This window comes from Lentibacillus sp. Marseille-P4043, from assembly GCF_900258515.1.
Taxonomy (GTDB): domain Bacteria; phylum Bacillota; class Bacilli; order Bacillales; family Amphibacillaceae; genus Lentibacillus_C.
Genome location: NZ_LT984884.1, coordinates 522,983 through 541,781 on the forward strand (window position 1 = coordinate 522,983; position 18,799 = coordinate 541,781).

The 18,799-nt window shown below is 39.5% G+C and carries 17 protein-coding genes and 1 riboswitch; of the genes, 10 read left to right on the top strand and 7 right to left on the bottom strand.

Annotated elements, in window-relative coordinates; translation table 11 throughout:
• Positions 1-138: 138 nt before the first annotated feature.
• On the bottom strand, positions 139-363 hold the full coding sequence (locus C8270_RS19680) for a hypothetical protein (RefSeq protein ID WP_158701578.1): 225 nt from the start codon (positions 361-363) through the stop codon (positions 139-141).
• A gap of 156 nt (positions 364-519) precedes the next feature.
• On the opposite strand from C8270_RS19680, the gene C8270_RS02790 reads away from it, so the two are divergent.
• The 3 genes from C8270_RS02790 to thrB are packed head-to-tail and all read left to right on the top strand — an operon-like array spanning position 520 to position 3,778.
• The gene (locus C8270_RS02790; protein ID WP_106495247.1) at positions 520-1,821 is read left to right on the top strand and encodes a homoserine dehydrogenase; all 1,302 of its coding nucleotides are present in this window, start codon (positions 520-522) and stop codon (positions 1,819-1,821) included.
• Positions 1,818-2,879 (top strand): threonine synthase, encoded by a 1,062-nt coding sequence (gene thrC, locus C8270_RS02795; protein WP_106495250.1) that lies wholly within the window; start codon positions 1,818-1,820, stop codon positions 2,877-2,879. The genes C8270_RS02790 and thrC overlap by 4 nt, the downstream gene beginning before the upstream one ends.
• Entirely contained in the window at positions 2,876-3,778 is a 903-nt protein-coding gene (gene thrB, locus C8270_RS02800; protein WP_106495253.1) for a homoserine kinase, read from the top strand. Before thrC ends, thrB begins: the two co-directional genes overlap by 4 nt.
• Before the next feature lie 140 nt (positions 3,779-3,918).
• Here the strand turns inward: thrB and C8270_RS02805 are convergent, their stop codons facing one another.
• The gene (locus tag C8270_RS02805) at positions 3,919-5,115 is read right to left on the bottom strand and encodes a class I SAM-dependent rRNA methyltransferase (RefSeq protein ID WP_106495255.1); all 1,197 of its coding nucleotides are present in this window, start codon (positions 5,113-5,115) and stop codon (positions 3,919-3,921) included.
• Between the two features lie 161 nt (positions 5,116-5,276).
• Between C8270_RS02805 and C8270_RS02810 the strand changes: the two genes are divergently transcribed.
• Together C8270_RS02810 and C8270_RS02815 are read left to right on the top strand one after the other, a co-directional pair.
• Positions 5,277-5,852 carry a TetR/AcrR family transcriptional regulator gene (locus C8270_RS02810; RefSeq protein ID WP_106495258.1) on the top strand — a complete coding sequence of 192 codons (576 nt, stop codon included), beginning with the start codon at positions 5,277-5,279 and terminating at the stop codon, positions 5,850-5,852.
• 245 nt (positions 5,853-6,097) lie between these two features.
• Positions 6,098-8,191 (top strand): MMPL family transporter, encoded by a 2,094-nt coding sequence (locus C8270_RS02815; protein WP_106495261.1) that lies wholly within the window; start codon positions 6,098-6,100, stop codon positions 8,189-8,191.
• A gap of 60 nt (positions 8,192-8,251) precedes the next feature.
• Here C8270_RS02815 and C8270_RS02820 read toward each other — a convergent pair whose 3' ends face one another.
• Positions 8,252-9,625: a chloride channel protein gene (locus C8270_RS02820; protein WP_199794632.1), complete on the bottom strand. Its 1,374-nt coding sequence runs from the start codon at positions 9,623-9,625 to the stop codon at positions 8,252-8,254.
• A gap of 185 nt (positions 9,626-9,810) precedes the next feature.
• Between C8270_RS02820 and C8270_RS02825 the strand changes: the two genes are divergently transcribed.
• Entirely contained in the window at positions 9,811-10,947 is a 1,137-nt protein-coding gene (locus C8270_RS02825) for a conserved virulence factor C family protein (RefSeq protein WP_106495264.1), read from the top strand.
• A gap of 741 nt (positions 10,948-11,688) precedes the next feature.
• On the opposite strand, the gene C8270_RS02830 is transcribed toward C8270_RS02825, so the two are convergent.
• Together C8270_RS02830 and C8270_RS02835 are read right to left on the bottom strand one after the other, a co-directional pair.
• The gene (locus C8270_RS02830) at positions 11,689-11,916 is read right to left on the bottom strand and encodes a group-specific protein (RefSeq protein WP_106495266.1); all 228 of its coding nucleotides are present in this window, start codon (positions 11,914-11,916) and stop codon (positions 11,689-11,691) included.
• Positions 11,917-12,059: 143 nt separating this feature from the next.
• The gene (locus C8270_RS02835; RefSeq protein ID WP_106495269.1) at positions 12,060-12,566 is read right to left on the bottom strand and encodes a GNAT family N-acetyltransferase; all 507 of its coding nucleotides are present in this window, start codon (positions 12,564-12,566) and stop codon (positions 12,060-12,062) included.
• Between the two features lie 268 nt (positions 12,567-12,834).
• Between C8270_RS02835 and C8270_RS19685 the strand changes: the two genes are divergently transcribed.
• Positions 12,835-12,993, top strand: coding sequence for a hypothetical protein (locus C8270_RS19685; RefSeq protein ID WP_158701579.1), 159 nt, complete (start codon positions 12,835-12,837; stop codon positions 12,991-12,993).
• 373 nt (positions 12,994-13,366) lie between these two features.
• Positions 13,367-13,810, top strand: coding sequence for a YaiI/YqxD family protein (locus C8270_RS02840; RefSeq protein ID WP_106495272.1), 444 nt, complete (start codon positions 13,367-13,369; stop codon positions 13,808-13,810).
• Between the two features lie 31 nt (positions 13,811-13,841).
• On the opposite strand, the gene C8270_RS02845 is transcribed toward C8270_RS02840, so the two are convergent.
• Complete coding sequence (locus C8270_RS02845; RefSeq protein WP_106495274.1) at positions 13,842-14,312, bottom strand: acyl-CoA thioesterase; 471 nt, start codon at positions 14,310-14,312, stop codon at positions 13,842-13,844.
• A 123-nt stretch (positions 14,313-14,435) separates the two neighbouring features.
• Positions 14,436-14,618, bottom strand: a riboswitch (cobalamin riboswitch).
• Positions 14,619-15,345: 727 nt separating this feature from the next.
• Between C8270_RS02845 and C8270_RS02850 the strand changes: the two genes are divergently transcribed.
• Both C8270_RS02850 and C8270_RS02855 read left to right on the top strand, forming a co-directional pair.
• The gene (locus C8270_RS02850) at positions 15,346-15,915 is read left to right on the top strand and encodes a DUF2087 domain-containing protein (protein WP_106495277.1); all 570 of its coding nucleotides are present in this window, start codon (positions 15,346-15,348) and stop codon (positions 15,913-15,915) included.
• Between the two features lie 73 nt (positions 15,916-15,988).
• Positions 15,989-17,203: an MFS transporter gene (locus tag C8270_RS02855; protein ID WP_106495281.1), complete on the top strand. Its 1,215-nt coding sequence runs from the start codon at positions 15,989-15,991 to the stop codon at positions 17,201-17,203.
• Positions 17,204-17,280: 77 nt separating this feature from the next.
• Here C8270_RS02855 and C8270_RS02860 read toward each other — a convergent pair whose 3' ends face one another.
• Positions 17,281-18,693 (bottom strand): LysM peptidoglycan-binding domain-containing protein, encoded by a 1,413-nt coding sequence (locus C8270_RS02860; protein ID WP_106495283.1) that lies wholly within the window; start codon positions 18,691-18,693, stop codon positions 17,281-17,283.
• Between the last annotated feature and the right edge of the window lie 106 nt (positions 18,694-18,799).

Sequence of the window (18,799 nt, forward strand, 5' to 3'; positions counted from 1 at the left end):
GAACTTTTCACTAGATTAGTTGTTTTCTAAAAAGGTTGTTGTCTTTTACACAATATCTATAAATTGCGACGTAACTATAGAATTGCTCTCTGCTGGAATCTTGATCAGGTTGATAATTTCGCGCACGAGTTGATGTTCTCATTTTCGGGTCGATGTTTTGCGTTTCGGGTTGATGTTCTCGTTCTCGGGTCGATGTTCTCGTTCTCGGGTCGATGTTCTCGCGTTTCGGGTTGATGTTCTCATTTTCGGGTCGATGTTTTCGCGTTTCGGGTTGATGTTCTCGTTCTCGGGTCGATGTTCTCGTTCTCGGGTCGATGTTCTCGTTCTCGGGTCGATGTTCTCGTCAACTGCTCTCATTAACAATTGAAACCTCCAAAAGCATCATTTACCTGTAAGCGATTTCATCAAACTTTTCAAATAATTATGCAAAAAACGCTTGCTATCTACCTATGTGATGTTTAAAATATCTAGTAATATCATGAATGGGTGTCTTAATATTTTGGAAAACGGGGTGGAAATATGAGAAATAACGTATCTATTGGTTTATTGGGATTAGGAGTAGTCGGTTCTGGGGTGATTAAGTTGATTGAGGATCATCAGGAAGAGCTTGTACACCAGCTTGGCTGTGGTGTAAACGTAAAAAGTGTGTTAGTTCGTAACTTAGAAAAAGCACGTGATGTCCAAGTCGATCAAGCATACCTCACAACCGACCCCAATGACGTATTGCACAATCCCGAAGTCGATGTTGTTGTCGAGGTAATGGGTGGAATAGAAGAAGCACGCAAACATATTCTTGAAGCATTCGCAACTAAGAAACATGTCGTTACAGCAAATAAAGATTTAATTGCTCTACATGGTCCAGAATTACAAGATGCTGCTAGCAAGAATCAATGCGATCTATTTTACGAAGCAAGTGTCGCTGGAGGTATACCGATTTTACGCGGTTTATCAGATGGTCTTGTTTCGGATCGTATACAGCAGGTAATGGGCATTGTAAACGGCACAACCAATTACATATTAACGAAAATGAATCAAGAAGGTGTCACCTATGAAAGTGCACTGGAAGAAGCACAGCAACTTGGTTTTGCAGAGGCCGATCCGACAGCTGACGTGGAAGGATTGGATGCTGCAAGAAAGATGGCAATCTTGGCCCGACTTGCATTTTCCACAGATGTTGAACTATCCGATGTAGAAGTAAATGGGATTTCAAATCTAGCACTAGCAGATTTGCAATATGGTAAAAAACTAGGCTACACGATGAAATTAATTGGATACGCCCATTGCCAAAATCATAATGTGGAGGTCAGTGTTCAACCTACATTTCTATCAAATCAACATCCATTGTCCTCTGTTAAAAATGAATACAATGCAGTTTATGTAAATGGAGAGGCTGTTGGTGAAACAATGTTTTATGGGGCTGGGGCTGGTAGTCTGCCAACTGCTACAGCTATCATGTCTGATGTTGTAACAGTCATTACCAATATGCGTTTAGGTGTTAATGGGAGACGATTTGTTTCGCCACGTTTCAGGAAAGAATTAACCCCTCCTGAGCAACGTTTTGGGCAACATTATATACGGATGCATGTTAAAGATGAGGTTGGCGCTTTTGCCGCAATTTCCGATCTCTTTAATCAAATGGATATCAGCTTTGAGCGCATCTTACAAACACCCCGCACGAAAAATGAATTAGCCGAAGTAGTTCTTGTTACACACAGAACCGCTTTATTGAATTTTAAGGAATCCATGGATAAACTGAACAACCTAGATGTAGTGGAAAGTGTAGAAAGTACTTTTCGCGTTGAAGGAGATGCTGAAAAATGAATTGGCCAGGATTACTAAAACATTATGCGGAATTTTTACCTATATCAGAAGCAACACCCGCCCTTACGCTGAAAGAGGGTAATACCCCGCTTATTCACTTTCCACATCTGTCAAAAAAATTAGGCGTGGAACTATACGGAAAGGTTGAGGGAGCAAATCCAACCGGCTCGTTTAAAGATAGAGGAATGGTTATGGCCGTTGCGAAGGCGCAAGAAGAAGGGAGTACATCAGTAATCTGTGCCTCTACTGGGAACACATCGGCTTCAGCTGCAGCATATGCAGCAAGGGCTGGTATGCGCGCAATCATTGTTATTCCTAAGGGTAAAGTAGCCCTAGGAAAACTTGCTCAAGCCATGATGTATGGTGCTGAGATTGTTGAAATTGATGGAAACTTTGATGATGCATTAAAAATGGTCCGAAAAGTAAGTGAAAATGCCCCAGTTACGCTTGTCAATTCCGTAAATCCTTACCGATTAGAAGGGCAAAAAACAGCGGCATTCGAAATCTGTGATCAACTTGGATGGGCACCAGATATCCTCACTATTCCAGTAGGTAACGCGGGAAATATTAGTGCCTATTGGAAGGGATTTAAAGAATACCACGAGGAGAAACAAACAGGTCTACCAAAAATGTTTGGCTTTGAGGCTGAAGGAGCAGCAGCAATCGTGCAAAACAAAGTCATCCCTCAACCAGAGACCGTTGCCACGGCTATCCGTATTGGAAATCCTGCAAGCTGGAATCTAGCTGTCAACGCACGTGATGAATCCAATGGAAAAATCGCCTCCGTTTCCGATGAAGAAATCATCAATGCATTTACACTTTTGGCACAAAAAGAGGGTGTTTTTGCTGAACCTGGATCTTGCGCTTCAATTGCAGGTTTGATGCAGCAATGTGAAAATGGAACGATTGAGAAAGGCAGCAAAGTCGTAGCTGTCCTTACAGGAAACGGGTTAAAAGACCCACAGACAGTAGTTGAACAACTGCATGTTGACCCTGTCTCACTACCAAACGATGAAGAGGCTGTCACCGCTTATATAACAGATGTGGTGAAATCATGAATATGTTCCGCCTTTCTCTACCAGCTAGCTCGGCAAATATCGGGCCATGCTTTGATTCAGCAGGTATAGCCTTAAATCGTTATTTGACATTGGAAGTTGTTGAGCATGACAAATGGGAGTTTGAACACCGCTCCCCATTACTTCCTAACTTCAGCAATCATGAAGATCATTTTATTTTTCAAATTGCCGAGCGCATTGCTAAACGGCATAATCGTTCCATGCCAATGTGTAAAATAACAGTAGACAGTGAAATCCCTTTGGCCCGTGGTCTGGGCAGTAGTGCTTCCGCCGTTATGGCTGGGATTGAACTGGCTAATCAGCTATGTAATCTCGCCCTAACACCTAAGGAAAAACTGCAGTACGGCATTGAAATTGAGGGCCATCCTGATAACGTTGCCGCCGTTGTATTTGGAGGATTTATTATAACCGCTAAAACAATGGATGAAAAAAAAGAATATTTACAATTGCCAACACTCGATATTGATGTAGTCGTTTATATTCCGAATGTTGAACTAAAAACAGAAGCAGCTAGAAAGGTACTTCCAGACAGCTTCACTCGAGAAAAGGCTACTGAAGCAAGTAGTATTAGCAATCTCATGATAGCGTCCCTATTAACCGGCGATTATAAATTAGCAGGTAAAATGATGGAGAATGATTTATTTCATGAACCTTATCGGGCAGATCTCATCTCGCATTATCACGACATCAAAAGTAAGGCGAAAAAATATGGAGCTTATGGAACTGTTATTAGCGGGGCTGGTCCTACGATGATATCATTTATACCTAAGGGGGAAGGCCATAACATAGCGAAACAAATGAAAATAATGTTTCCTAATTACCAGATTGAATCGTTAGAGGTTGACCACAATGGAATTCAAGTTACACGAAACAACAATTGAAGTAAAAGGCTGTGAAATAAACCAACAGCCTTTTTCGGGCCGCTTGATGATGTAAATTCTCTTTGAAAGTAAAATTAAGTGTTTATCCATTATGTGGAATAAGGCAATAGGAGATCTGATATTTCCTATCGCCCCTTCCCTCATCCAATCTTCTGCACAATCACTACTTTTAAATAATCACCCTGAGGAAAACTAGGATAAACAGAAAAATCACTTGGCAGTGTATGTTCTTCTAATATTTTATATGTTACGTTCATTTCCTTGAAGGCTTTATCGATGAATCCTTTGAACTTTTTCATTCCGAAAGTCGCGTTATTTGTGGAAGCAACAATAACACCATCTTTTTCAGTGATATCAATTGTATCCTTTATTAATACAGGGTAATCCTTAGCCGTCGAAAATGTGCGCTTTTTCGAGCGTGCAAAGCTTGGTGGATCTAAGACAACTAAATCAAACTTCAATTTTTTTCGCTTTGCATATTTAAAATAATCGAATACATCCATTACGATAATATCCTGTTGCTCAAAGTCAATTCCGTTCACACTAAATTGCTCAATTGTCTTGCTTTTACTACGCTTAGCAAGGTCAACACTAGTTGTTTTTAAAGCACCACCAACAGCTGCAGCTATCGAAAATGCACCTGTATACGAAAAAGTATTTAGCACATTTTTCCCGTTTGCATACTTATCCCGGATCACCCTTCTGACATCACGCTGGTCAAGAAAAATCCCAACCATAGCCCCGTCATTTAAGTAAACAGCATAATTCATCCCGTTTTCTTGTACAATAATCGGAAACTCACCACGCTCACCTTTCACAAAATCATCGTCATCAATATACTGGCCTTTCGTATTGAATCGCCTTTTTTGATAAATGGCCCTGTAATCTCCCAGCTCATCCAATGCGCGAATGACCACATCTTTGAATGTATAAATTCCCTCACTATACCAATTGATCAAATAATAACCGTCGAAATTATCAATGGTTAATCCACCAACGCCATCCCCTTCTCCATTAAAAATTCGAAAGGCATTTGTGTTTGGATCCATGTAAAAATTCTTCCTTTTTTCCATGGCTTGTTCTATTTTCGTTTTAAAGAATACAAAGTCAATTTTTTCATTTTGCTTGTATGACAGTACCCAACCAAGTCCTTTATTCTGTTTCCCATAGTACCCTTTTGCAATAAATTGGTTTTTCTGATCCCTTAAGTTAAAAATACTACCTTCCTTTTTTAGCTCCTCTGAATTCGTTACTACTTCATTATGAATTAACGGATATCCTTTTTTGTATTTTGCTATCTGCTGCTGTTTTACATATAAGTCAATTGTTGTCGTCATATTTTCATCCCATCAATTGTTTTCTTCATTATCGCATGCTTAAACGAAAAGTGAAAGCATGCTTAGCCAAAGCCGTCCCTCCCATATTATTTCACTGTTCTCGAGAAGAATCCCTTTGTTTAACGTTACGTATTTCATTATAATGATAGGGAGGTGAAAACATGGCTCGCGAACGGAAATTTTCAAAGGAAGAACTATTTCAATCGACTAAAGATATCCTACTTAGCCACGGTTATGAAGGGTTTACCTTCAGCATATTAGCAGATCGCTTGCAAGTATCAAGAGGCACCATTTATAAATACTACGAGAATAAAGTTGAATTAATAACAGATTATACATTTTTTGAAATGAATCAATTTTTAACAGACCTAAAAAAGATAAAACATTATCGTAACTTTGATACCCAATTCGAATATCTCCTAACTATTATGTTCACGCATAGTAAAATCCGTCGTATTCTGATAACGGCAAACCGGATTTTAGGAACCGTTAATGAAACGGTGAAAATAAAAAAAGAACAACTAAGAGATCTCCATCTTGAAATATATGAGCATTTAAAGTCTTTTATCAAGCGCGGAAGAGAAGAAAAAGTATTAAAAGAACATATCCCAGATGAATTAATCTTAAGCTTTATCTTCCATTCAATCGAAATACCAAATCAACTTTCTCTAACACAGGAAGAATGGGTTCAATCTGTAAAAGAGCTTCTTAGTCATGGAATGTTCATAAAAAATTAATTGACACATCCAAAAAATATATCGATAATGATAGTGACATATGTGTCATTTTATTTTTTATAAGAACAAAAGCGCAAGCGCCCGTTTAGCGAGGTACGGAGGTGAAGGAAGTCTCACTACAGCTTTAGCGCTGGAGCTGGACGTGGCTCGTCCTACCCGAGTACAAATTAGAGCCAAATTTTATACTTTTTTATTGTAAAAGTGACAGGAGTGTTACCTTATCCAAAAATGAAGGGAGTTAGAAAATGAAATCAGCTATTCATTATATTACGGACCATGTTGCAACAAGAAAGGGAATGTGGATTACCCTGGCAATATGGCTTGTTTTAACAATACTGCTTGCAGGACTCGCACCAAGCTCTAATGATTATAAAGTTTCCGGCATCGATTCCTTGCCAGACGATGCGCAATCCGTTATCGCCCAAAAAAAGAATGATCATTATTTCGCTGATAACGATGGAATTCCTGCATTATTAGTGTTTCAATCCGATAAGGGCGAAGTGAAGGTAGACGATCTTGCGAAGCTTCTAGAAACCGTCAAAAAGGAAAAAATTAATGGGGTAAAAGATGTTGTTCCTCTAGAAAAGTTACCACCAGAAGCAACTGAAAGCTTTTTTTCAAAGGACCATACGACAGCATTAATCCCACTATCATTTGATTCTTCTTTAGAGACAAAGGAAATCGAGCGTTCTTTAGAAAAGGTTTATAAATTAGCGGAACAGAATACAGATTTAACCTTGTATGTAACTGGTCCGGCTGGGATTGCCACAGATACATTAGACCTATTTTCCCGGGCTGACATTGTTCTCATCCTATCAACTGTAGGAATCATTTTGGTTTTGCTTGTTGTCATTTATCAATCGCCGTTACTGGCATTAATCCCATTACTTGCAGCAGGATTCGTGTATGAAGTTACAAACCAGGCACTTGGCATAATGGGCAAAGCTGGTTTGACGTTGGACAGTCAATCCTTATCTATCATGTCGATTTTATTATTCGCATCCGTTACAGACTATTCCTTATTTGTATTATCTCGATTTAGGGAAGAACTGAAAAATCATGATAGCAAATATGATGCGATGAAATGGGCCATGCGTGGATCTGGCATACCAGTATTTTTCTCAGGTGGAACAGTATTAGCTGCCATGCTTGTCTTGTTTTTTGCACAGTTCGGTGATTACCGTAACTTTGCACCTATTTTTGGAACAGCAATGGTCGTTGTGATTTTGGCATCCATTACACTAGTTCCCGCTTTGTTCACGTTGTTTGGCAGAAAATCGTTTTGGCCTAAAGTACCACGTGTAGGTGATAATCACGTGAAAACAAGTTCTATATGGAGCAAAGTTGGACGTTTTGTAACCCGTAAACCGACTGTATCTGTTGCTATCATTGGAATTATTCTGCTCGTCTCAGCAAGCAACGTTCTAAATTTGGACTATGAATTCGATACAATGAAGTCCTTCCCTGAAGATATGCCTTCCAGAGAAGGATATGAAATTTTAGAAGAAAACTTTGAACCTGGAGATTTGGCACCTACAACTGTTTTATTTGAGTCAGATGATACAGTGACGAAAACAGAACAGAAGAAACTGGCCAATACATTATCAGAACGACCGTTAGTTGATAATGTTCACATTAGCGAAGTAACAGATAATGAAAAAGTAATCTCATATAGCCTAACATTCGCAAAAAACCCATACGCTGTTGAAACAATGGACGCTTTGGAAGGAATTAGAGATGATGCAGACGAACTTGTTGATCAAAGTAATTTGAATGGAGAACTCTATTTTGCTGGAGAAACCGCATCATCTGTTGACGACCGTTCTGTAAACAACCGCGATTTAATCGTTATTGTCTCAATTGAAACGATATTAATCTTTTTAATGTTGATTCTTTTGACGCGGTCATTTAAAATGCCCATTTATATGATGGGAACCATTCTCGTATCATTTGTTGCGGCATTAGGTCTAGGAACATTCTTAACACAACTATTCTTTGACATTGATACAATAAGCAATCGAGTACCGCTTTATTCCTTTGTATTCCTAGTTGCGCTCGGTGTCGATTACAACATTATATTAATATCCAGGTTTATGGAGGAACGAAAGAAACACACTGTAAAAGAAGCAGTCGAGATTGCAGTTGCCAATACAGGCGGTGTCATTTCGTCGGCTGGAATTATTCTTGCCGCTACATTTGCTGTTCTAATGACCCAACCGATTGAATTGCTGTTTGTTTTTGGCTTTATTGTAGCAGTGGGAATTATACTGGATACGTTCTTGATTAGAGGAGTATTATTACCAGGACTACTCGTATTATTTGAAAAGGATAAAAAGTAGCTTACAGAAAGAAAAAGGACCTGTTTCAGGCTAGCTTACGAAAGAAACAGGTCCATCACTTTATTTTCTTTTATTTTTATCACGAAGTTTTTGATGATGCCATCTACTTAATTTCCTTAACACGCCATAAGAAATATGAATCTTTGTCCTTTCCTTTTCCAACGATAAACCCGGTTCCAAGTGCATCCAAATCGACTTGGAATAAGCAACAAGCTGGTCTGGGTATACACTACGATGTCCAATGATAATATATGCCGTTATGCATGCACCAACAACATATACTCCAGTAACACTTCCGAATAACTCAAACCCCATAAATATCGCAGCTATCGGTGTATTAGAGGCAGCAGCAACGACAGCAACCATACCAACTGCAGCTCCAAGTGCCGCATCAACTCCCAACATGTTAGCAAAAACATTACCAGATACTGCACCAATAACAAACTGTGGTGTAACGATTCCACCATAAAAGCCTGACCCTAATGTAATAGCAACAAGCAGTGCCTTCCAGAAAAAGCCGAAGTAAGGAATGACGTCACCATTTAAAGCCCTGTCCATCAGCGGTAAGCTAAGACCTAGATACTCTGTTGGTACAAATAGTATCAAAAGTGATAAAACAATACCACCAATTAACGGCATGAAAGGATACCAAATATGAAAGCGACGTTGGATATAACCAAACCCAAACCGTATCTGTTCAAACAACTCAATGAACAGCCACGACACTAAGCCACACAGAATTCCAATTAAAATAATCTTCAAAAACAACCTTTCAGAAAAAGGAAAGACATGTTCAAATGGATAAAACGTGTAGGTAATCCCCCATAATTTACTTATTTCAAACGAAGTAACACCCGCAATGACAGATAAAAATAACATATCATAACGCAAACGACCGATTGTCAGTACCTCCACCCCATAAATCGCACCTGCAATCGGGGTTCCGAAAACACTAGCAAATCCAGCACTGACACCACAAGCAACGATTCGCTTTTGCATTTCTGGACTGAGTCGCACAAGGTGTCCAACCCAGGAAGCAAGCGTACCGCCAATATGTGAGCATGGCCCCTCTTTCCCCGCCGAACCACCAGATGCAAGTGTAATAATTGCAGCTATTGGCTTTATTGGTAACGACTTATACGGCATTTTCCCATTCTGTTCATGAACAGCCGCAATAACAGAGTCGTTCTTGTCCCCTTTCAAGTAACGATAACCATAATAAATAAGAAGTCCATTAAGCAGGCCTCCAACAGGTAAAACGATCATTTGAAGCCACAAAGGAATATTTGCGGTCTTATCCATTGAAAAAAATAAGCCTTGTAAAAATATACTTGTTCCGGTTCCAACAATGGCACCTGTTAATGTAGCCAAAAAAAATCGCCTTACCAAGGTGGCAAGCATGACAAGTGGTTCGATATAACGTATGTGAAACAAAGCTCTCACCTCTTCCCCAAAACCAAGTCCTAATCATAATTATTAGCTCATCACTTATTAATTATAGTCCTATTACTAAAAAAATGTAAAAAGCAAACTGGACCATAAGTCAAAGCCGTTAAATGGATAACCTGAAACAACTCTGTTAAAATCAGCAGTAGTATAATATACAAGGGTGATAGCAAATGAAAATTGTCTCAATCGAACCGACGCCAAGTCCACATTCCATGAAAATCAACGTTGATGAACGATTAGTCGATGGCCAAACAGAGAATTATAAGTTAAATGACGAAATCGACAATGCCCCAGATTACGTTAAGGGTCTGTTTAGAATCAATGGTGTGAAGGGACTATATCGCGTTATTGACTTTATCGCACTTGAACGTAATCCCCGCATATCATGGGAAGAAATCCTTCCAGCCGTACGTGATGTACTAGGATCCACTGAAGAAGAGACGGATCAACTTATCGCAAATGAATCTGTAGCTGATGACCACTTTGGTGAAGTAAAAGTTTTTATTCAGATGTTTCGCAATTTACCCGTACAGGTAAAATTACAGGACGGGGAAAATGAGCAGCGCTTTGGACTCCCTGAACGGTTTACGGAAGCAACAATGGAAGCCTCCGTTGCATCCGAAAATATGTTAATGGAAAGAAAATGGGTGGAGCAAAGCCCTCGCTATGGTGAGATGGATACCATTGGTCATGATGTCGTTGAGGAAATAATAGCCAGCTATGATGAAGAAAGACTTCATCAATTGGTTCAAGTAGCATTATCAAATGCATATTCTGAAGGTCGTGACAAGCCCGAGAAAAAGGTTACGCTTACCATGCTTGATAATCCAAGTTGGAAGGAACGCTATGCCGCACTCGACCAAATGCCGGATCCAACCATTGAAGATCTACCAGTTCTTAATAAAGCATTAGATGATGAAAAAGGATCCATTCGTAGACTAGCCACCGCGTATCTTGGCATGATCGAGGAACGTGAAGTGTTACCATATTTATATAAAGCATTAAAGGATAAAGCAGTAAATGTTAGGCGTACCGCTGGAGACTGTCTGTCAGATCTTGGTTTCACAGATGCGATTCCAGAGATGATAACTGCGTTAGCAGATCCAAATCGCCTTGTTCGTTGGCGTGCTGCTATGTATCTATACGAAGTCGGAGATGAAACCGCAATACCCGCCCTTCAACATGCATTGGATGATCCAGAATTTGAAGTTCGGATGCAGGTCAAAATGGCACTAGCCAGAATCGAAGGCGGCAAAAAAGCAGAAGGATCAATCTGGCACCAAATGACACAAGCCACAAAACAATAAGGCTTCTCCCGTAATGTTGCTTTTTAATGTCGTAGTTGATATATAATGCGCAGTAACTAGAAATCAAGTTCGGAGCTTTGACAACCGCTACGGGAAAACACTACGCTTTCCGCGGGCACGGCTTCAGCCTCCGAAGCGGAAAACCGCCGCTTCGAAGTCTTCAGACACGTGCTGGGGCTGCGCTAACTCGCCCCACCGAAAACCATTGTTCCCGCAGGAGTCTACGTGTTTTCCCTTCGCTAGTAGGTGCTATTACTTGATATACATGCTATCTCTACACAAAAATTAGGGAACTTCTACTAGCAGAGTCAGAATACGTAGACTCCTTGAAAATACAGTTCGATTTTCTGCGTGCGATGTAACGCTGCCGAAGCATTCCTTGTCCTATGGGAACAGCACGAGTCCGAAGACCCCGCAGGACAAGGAAAACTTCAGTGGTATTACATCGCACGCAGAAAAAGTGGTATTCTTTTTCAAGGAAGCGCTCTTTGCTTCCGAGGAGGCTGAGGCCGTGCCCATGGAAAGCGAAGTATTCTGACGGAGCGAGTCCAAGTACTCCTATACCATTGGAACGGGAAGAAAGTGTCATTAAAGAGAACTTCATTACTGCGCATTATCCTTCTATTGTGTAAAAAACAACAAATGGCTTCGATGGGGCAAGTAATCGCAGTCCCAATCCTTTAGAAAATAGTAAAACTACCATCCTGCTTCATGTTTGGATGGTAGTTTTACTTATTTATCTTAGACAATTAAAGCGATTAACTTCCTATCTCTATCTTCCTGTTCCGTTTTGGAGGCTAAGTCATACTTTTTTAAAAGATGGAATAACTCATTAAGTGTTTCCTGGGAATGTTCATTATCTAAAAAACGACTTACTTGTTCATACAAATCTGCTGGCAAAAACTCTTTCTGGTTTTCCAACTTCTTTACAACATCCTGATATGAATGATCAATGTTGCATGATCCCACTTAATCACTCCCTCTCCTTTATCTTTATTTTGATTGTATCACTTACGCATCTCTCTTACATCTATTAAGTCTACAGCTCGAATACAAGTAAAATAGGCAAATGGGAAAAAGAATTAAAATGGGATGCCTATACAGGCCTTTATCTAGCTTTTATTGTTAATCCAAAATCGCCGCATTACCGTTCCATCGTCATCAACAAAACCTTCATCCTCAATTCCGCCATTATCTATGATTACCTTTGCAGAACCGATATTATCCTCATCACATGTCACTAATACACGGTCAATGCCTAATTTTTTGCACTTTTTCAATGCCTCTGCCAGAATCAATGTCGCATAACCCTTTTTTCGTTCAGTTGGCCGCGTACTATACCCGATGTGGCCGCCAACATTTCGTAAAAACTCATTTAGATCATGACGAATATCAACCATCCCCACAATCCGTTCATTATCATCGATCAAAAAGTAATTCGTGCTTGGTAGCCATCGGTCTGTTCCACCTTCTCTTATAGCTAATGCCTGTAAATATTCCTCATATGTCTCATGTTTCGCCAAATCAAAGCTGCTTGGCACCATTCGTGAAGGCCCCCATTCCCTCACATAGTTTTCGTGTTCCTCTTTCCACTTTAACGCTGGTCTTTCCAATCTCATCATAATCCCTCTCTCTAACTTAATAAAAACACGTTATTGATTAGATTCATCTTAATCAATAACGTGCAATTTTTAAACTAATATTCTGATACCTAAAAAAATATATGGATAATCACATAATATGAGCCGAACAAGATACTCACTTATCAAAGGACCAAAAATTTTAATTTATCTGACTTTATTTTGCTGATTTAATTAACAACTTGGGCTATGTTTAGATGGAGGGTATGATATTAGCCCTACCCCTTGCAGAAAGGGGGTGAAAATAGTGGATATGATTTCACTTCTAACGGCTATTGTGAGTCTTGTTACGTCAGTTGTTGGGCTTGTTACCACAATTGTAACAACGTACCGGGATTTATATAGGCGGAAAGAAAAGAATCCTTCGCCGACCCAACCGGAAAAGGATTCTAGAAAAAACACCTAAGTGAGAGGGATTCAATTCCCTCTCCTTACCACTATTATATTCATATCATACCCTCATTATAACAAAATAGTCAAGGAGCTGATCTGGTGCAAACTACAACTTTCATTATTTCTATTGTTTCGATCTTAATAAGTTGTACAACACTAACCATTATTTTTAAGACAAAAAGAAAAGGTAGCTAATAGTGCTGAAAATTGCGTAATGCGTAATGGGTGAAGCTTTATGATACCTAAAAAACCGAACAATACTTTTGGTCTAATTCTCCAATTTTGCTAAAGAAGAAGTGTAGAAAAGCATACAAAACCACAAATCTAGTGCTTTCAAATAATTTCTGCTATCATTATCACTATCAAACAAAACAGGAGAGAGAACAATGAAAGTTTACGTTGATGCTGACGCTTGTCCAGTAAAGGATACGATCATTTCCATTGCAAAAAATAATCAAATCCCTGTCTTCCTTGTAAAAAGTTTTGCCCACTACTCCAACAACCAAGAGCCACAAGGAGTTGAGACGATCTATGTCGACACCGGGGCTGACTCTGCTGATTACCGAATCATGAAATTGGCACAAAAAAATGACATTATCGTTACACAAGATTATGGTCTTGCTTCTTTAGGTTTAGCAAAAGGGTGCATTGTTTTGCATCATAAAGGATTCGCGTATTCAAATGAGAATATCGATCAACTCCTGCAAACACGTTATGAAAGTGCTATGGCTAGAAAAGGTGGCAAACGTACCAAAGGACCCAAAGCGTTTACAGCTGAAGATGAAAAAAAGTTTAGCGAACTATTTAAAAAAGTGATTGAGCAGTATTGATTAGTCCCCACTGCTCCGATGCCCCCTTTTATTATCGTATGTTCGCTCGATTTTCTCGATTCTCTTTCCTTGATGGAGCCGTAAGATATAACCTTTTCTCTTCCTCGGTTACCGGAAAAACATTCGGGACTGGAACCGGCTTCCCTTCTTCGTTAACGGCTACCATGGTAAGAAAGGATTCTGTTGTCAGTCTTTCCTCATTTTTAATCAAATCATGTGCGGTAACTTTCACATACACCTCCATTGAATTTGTCCCTGTATACGTCACGAATGCTTCTAATGTTAATGAATCCCCAACCTTTGCCGAAGAAAGGAAATCAACAGAGTCAATCGACGCTGTGACAACTGCACTTTTTGCATGCTTCATCGCAGTTAATGCAGCAATTTCATCAATATAAGCTAGTACTTTTCCACCAAATATTGTATCTAAATGGTTTGTATCCGGCGGTAGTACTAAACGTGTTTGAACGGTTTTAGAATCTTGTATAGCTATTTGTTCCATCGAATTATCCTCCTAAAATAAAAAACACCTTTCATAATAGAAGATGTTAAAAGTAAAATGCATACTAAAATTTAGTTACATCATATGTATTAACGCAACACCCTCCTATTTCCCGTAGGATTAAAAATGTTCTTCCCTATGGCAGGTCTCCTGGCTTCGAATCATCAAATCACTTTCCTTCCCGTTTCCCTTTTGAAACAGTGGTATCAAAGGATTCTCCTCATTACAGTGGCGGGACCGCGTTGGAATTTCACCAACTTCCCTTTTCAACTTTTTATACAAGTCACCATAAGGCAAATGTATTCAATTGTATTTAGTATATCACCTTTTATAATTCTATGGGTGTTTTAATGATCAAACAGTTAGCTGAGGCAAACTTGAAACGTTTCTAATAATTGCCTTAACAACTTTGGTAAACCTAAAGACTGTTAAGATTGAGGCTGCGATTACTCGCCCTATTGAAAACATTTGTTGATTTATATACAAAATGTGTAATAACTAAAAAATTGCTCCTTCGCCGTTCCGGAAATACACTGGTTTTGCATTTACTACCATTAACTGTAGTAGTATGTGTTTTGCCAAGACACATTCTACCGCTTCACTAGTCCGGGTGAGTGGAGGGTTGGTGACTCCTCGAAAAAGAAAAGCACTTTTTCTTCGTGCGATGTATCGCTGGCGTAGCCTTCCTTGTCCTGCGGGAACAATGGTTTTCGGTGGGGCGAGTTAGCGCAGCCCCAGCACGTGTCCGAAGACCCCGCAGAGTGGTTTTCTCGAGGAGGCTGAGGCCGTGCCCGCGGAAAGCATCCACCCAGAACGATCCCGGACGGTGGGAGATGCGTGTACTTATAGAAAAGAGTCCAGCAGTCAAAACTTGTTTAAATGTGATTAATCCAAAGTCAACTTGAGTAGTGAATATCCATCCTTTCACATTTTTTCAAGGCTTATTTGTCTATTTCACGCTGCGAAAGTTGAGTTGTAATACTTATCTAATTAGATTATAATCTAATTAGATAAGCGTTAGGAGGTTACATATATGCAACTGGACCGTATCGTCAACTTTCATAAAACAATTGGAGACAAAACAAGAATTCAAATCATTGCCCTGTTAAAAGATGGCCCGCTCCATGGTCAAGCGATTGCCGGAAAGCTCGGGCTAACGCCGCCTACTATCTCCTACCATATTAATAAACTAAGAGAGATCGATATTATTTATCAGCGAAGAGAGAAAAATACGATTTATTTTTATTTAAATAAGAAAAAGCTGGCATTTATGGCGGATGCCATTCTTAGGATTGGAGAAGAAAAGGAAATGGAACAATTTCAGGTTAATGACGAAGAGAAATATAATATTATCCAAAACTTCTTTCAAGACGGAAAGCTAAAGAATATTCCCGCACAACGTAAAAAGAAGCTTATTGTTTTGGAACACCTTGTAAATGGTTTGGAAAAAGGCAGAACATACAGCGAAAAAGAAATCAATGAACACATAAAACAATTTTATGGCGACTTTGCAACAATTAGACGCGAATTCATCATGTGCCAGTTTATGTCAAGGCAAAATAGTGAGTATGAATTAAACCCAGAAGAACTATGGCTGATCTAGTCAGCCTATTTTTTTTACCAACTAATTAGATACATATTAAATTAGATGGAATTATAACTAGGTGGTGATATAAATGAAAAATTGGCTGGTCTGGAAACAAGAAAAAAACTATCAAAAACTTTTTTGGTCCGGCACTATTAATGGAATAGGAAGTCGCTTTACCCAAGTAGCTATTCTCACATTGCTTTACCAGGTTACTGAATCTGGTATTGCCATCGGACTGCTGTTTGCTACACGAATGGCTCCATTTTTACTTTTAGCACCAATCGGTGGAATGCTAGCCGATCGATTTTCTAAGAAAAAAATACTGATAACAATTGACCTATTACGCACTCCATTTGCGGTATCACCAATCCTTGTGCAAGGATCAGGGGATTTATGGATTGTGTACCTGAGTGCATTTTGTTTAGCTACAGGTGAAGCTATCTATTCCCCTACAAGAATGTCAGCCATTCCAACGCTTGTAAAACAGGATAAATTATTGTATATTAACGCGATTGAACAAATCATGGTTGGCATTGTTCTTGTTGCAGGTTCAAGCACTGGGGGGATCATTTCCTATTTATTCGGTTTGCATCTCCCATTTATACTAGACGGATTATCATACCTTATATCAGCATTATTTATCTTGAACATGACCATCCCAACAATCATGAAAGCGAAAAAGTGTAATCCCGTTTATCATTCTCCATCCGCATGGAAGTTAATTACAGGGTCGTCCATACTGCTTATCTTTATTTTTATTGAAATTACCATGCCTTTAGCCAATGGGGTTGATAATGTTCTTATGAGCGTATATGCACTTGATATTTTTCATAAGGGAGACCTTGGGGTTGGATTGATTTATACAGCGCTAGGGTTAGGTTTCATTATAAGTTCTTTCTTTTCGACTAAATTAAGGCGAAAACTAGTACTGTTAGTTGTGGTCTTTATCGCTCTTGAGGGTAGTGGTCATCTTCTGTTAAGTGTTGTTCCTACTTTTTCGTTTGCTCTTCTGACTGTTTTATTTATCACATTCGCTGGAGGGATCAGCAACATTTGTTCAAGCACACTTATCATGAAAATCGTACCGAAATCAAGGCAAGGGACATTTTTTGGATTGACACAAATGATATCGAACACAGCATTGGGCCTTTCTATGGGTGTGGCCGGATTTTTACTGGAAGTATTTAATCCTAGAACATTAAGTTTTCTTGTAGGCATTACCTATATTGTTTTAACCATTTTATATGCCATTTTATTTGCAAAGGTAAACCTCGTAAACGAGAAAAGGAAATTACAATCGTGAAGCATGGTGAACTATACGCAACATTAAGAAACACCTCTGCACAAATTTGACAGAGGTGTTTTACATGTTCATGGACGCTACAGCTTTCGAACCATAAAGTTATCTGCTAGAACCGCCCAGTTTTGCGGGAATGGATTACCTAACACCCAGAATGCTGCTCCCCTGAGTCCGTACTCTTTAATGGCATTATATTTCTTTTGAACACTTCTGGCATCTTCAAACCATACTTCATGTTCTTGCCCATTTTCGCTTACATAACGAAAGAATGGAGACTGGTAGGTTTGATCGTACTGGATGGCGACACCATGATCCTTCGCTAATTGGACCGCTTCTTTCGGACTAATAGTTTGCGCTATCGTTCCTTCCTGCCAAGGAATTTTCCAATCACGTCCGTATAACGGCATCCCCATCATAATTTTATTACGCGGAATAACAGTAACGGCATAATCTAGCACATCACGTACCTTATTAATTGGCGCAATGGCCCATGGTCTGCCACCAGCCCATCCCCATTCGTAAGTCATAAGTATAACGAAATCAACGATGTTACCTTGAGTGGCATAGTCGTGTGCTTCATATAATAACCCCTCTTGCTCGGCACTTTCTTTAGGAGCAAGAGCTGTCGAAACGATTAACCCTTCAGGATGGAGTCTAGCTACAACACGGCGCAAAAATGCATTATAATTTTCACGGTCCTCCGGATACACATACTCAAAATCAAAGTTCACACCTGTATAACCTTTAGCCCGTATTTTTTCCAACAGATTTGTAATTAGGGTCTCTTGTAGTTCAGGATTCCTTAAAATAGAGGCGGCTAAATCAGAACTGAAACTACCCTCCGTAAAATTTGTCAAAACAAGTAGTGGGGATACATTATTGGCTCTGGCTGCTTCCAAAACTGGAGTCTCCTGCATTTCTGTAATTGTTCCGTCTGTTTGCATACTGTACATAAACGGTGAAAGATAGGTAAAATATCTTCCTAGAGATAACACTTCCCCCCTTCCTTGTTCGTTTAGTTCAGTTGTATAGGCGTTTGTTTCTATTACAGGTCTGTTCCCCATAGGTATTCGTAAAATTTGCCCTGGGTATAGCGTGGTCGGATTTGTAATATTGTTCATTTGGATTATTTGGTTGAGCGTTATACCATACTTTTGAGCAATCGTCCAGGGTGATTCCCCCGGTTGGATAATATGGGAAAAGTAAGGGATCACAAGCATTTGCCCAACATAAAGCTGGGAAGGATTTGTAATATTGTTTGCTGAAGCAAGCTCCTGGAGTGTTACACCATAACGTTGTGCTATTGCCCATAAATTGTCTCCAGGTTGAACGACATATTCACGATAAGGAATTGGAATTACCAACGACTCGCCTACCACGAGAACGTTCGGGTTATCTAATTGATTTACTAATATAATTTGATTTACATCGGCACCATAGCGCTGTGCTATCGTCCATAACATTTCCCCCTGTTGTACCACATGAATTTGCATATTTATTTCCTCCAATTGTAATGTCTATTCCTATGCTATTCATGTGACATCTGTCCTGTTACGCCCTTACTGACTAAGAACGAATTGACTATATAAAAACAGGACC